Source organism: Kitasatospora sp. NPDC004799, from assembly GCF_040609095.1.
GTDB lineage: Bacteria > Actinomycetota > Actinomycetes > Streptomycetales > Streptomycetaceae > Kitasatospora.
On the sequence record NZ_JBEXJK010000836.1, the window covers coordinates 1 to 1,100 of the forward strand.

Consider the following 1,100-nt stretch of genomic DNA (forward strand, 5'->3'; position numbering starts at 1 on the left):
AGCCGACCAGGGCGGAGGCGGTGCGCGGGTCGGCGGTCTGCGCCGGGGCCAGGGTGAGGCTGCGCAGCATCCGCGCCTGGGCGGCCGGCAGCCCGCGGTACAGCAGGGTGAACGCGCCGAGCAGCGGGTCGTTGTCGGGGACGGGCACCGGCTCGGCCGGCTCGGGGCCGGGCTTCACCCAGGCCGCCGGGTCGCCGGCCGACTCGGTCACCGCGGCGGCGGGGCCCTGGGCGGGCTCACCGGTCCGGCCCTCCGCCGGTCCCTCCGCGGCCCCGGCGGCCCCGGCGGCCCTGCCGACCGGAGCCTGGGGGGCGCCGGGGGACTTCGCCGCCCGCTCCCCCTCCTTCTCCTTCTTCTTCTCCGGCGCCCCGCCCCGCTCCCTCTCCTTCTTCCGCACCGGATTCTTCTGCGCCGCACCGGCCGCGACCGGCTCCGCGCAGGCCCCGGCGGCCGCCGTCTCCTCCCCCACCACCCGGTTGAGCTCGCGCGCCGCCTCCGTGACCGCGATCTTCGGGTTCCCGCGCAGCCACCCCGCCATCAACCGCAGCGCGGCCGGCCGGGCGGCGCAGGCCTCGGCCAGGTCGGCCCCGCCGACCGGGTCGCAGGAGATCCGGGTGCCGCCGACCAGGTCGGCCAGCAGCTCGCCGGAGGCCGTCCGGTCCAGCCCGCCGAGGATCACCGGGTCGATGTCCTCGATCCCGGTGAGCGGCCCGGCCGTGGTGGCGAGCACCAGGCAGCCGGGCTCGTCGGCCAGCAGCGGCCACACCTGCCCGGCGTCCCGGACGTCGTCCAGCACCAGCAGCACCCGCAGCCCCGCGAGCGCCTCGCGCAGCGCCACGCAGCCGGGCTCGTCGCGCCCGTCCTCACCCGCCCCGGGCAGCGGCACGGCGGTCCCCGGGTCGAGCTGTTCCAGCAGCAGCCGGGCGGCCCGGGCGGGCGGCACCCGGCCGCCGTCCGGGGCGGACAGCCGGACGAACAGCACGCCGTCCGGGTAGTCGGCGGCGACGGTCCGGGCGAAGCGGGCGGCCAGCGTGGTCTCCGCGCTCCTGCTGCTGGTCTTCATCGCCGGGCGGGCGGCGGCCGCCCGCAGCGCGGCCAGT

1 pseudogene is annotated in these 1,100 nt (G+C 79.7%); it reads right to left on the bottom strand.

Annotated elements, in window-relative coordinates:
• Positions 1-1,100 (bottom strand): annotated as a pseudogene (locus ABZW03_RS41170) (hypothetical protein); the annotation flags it as partial.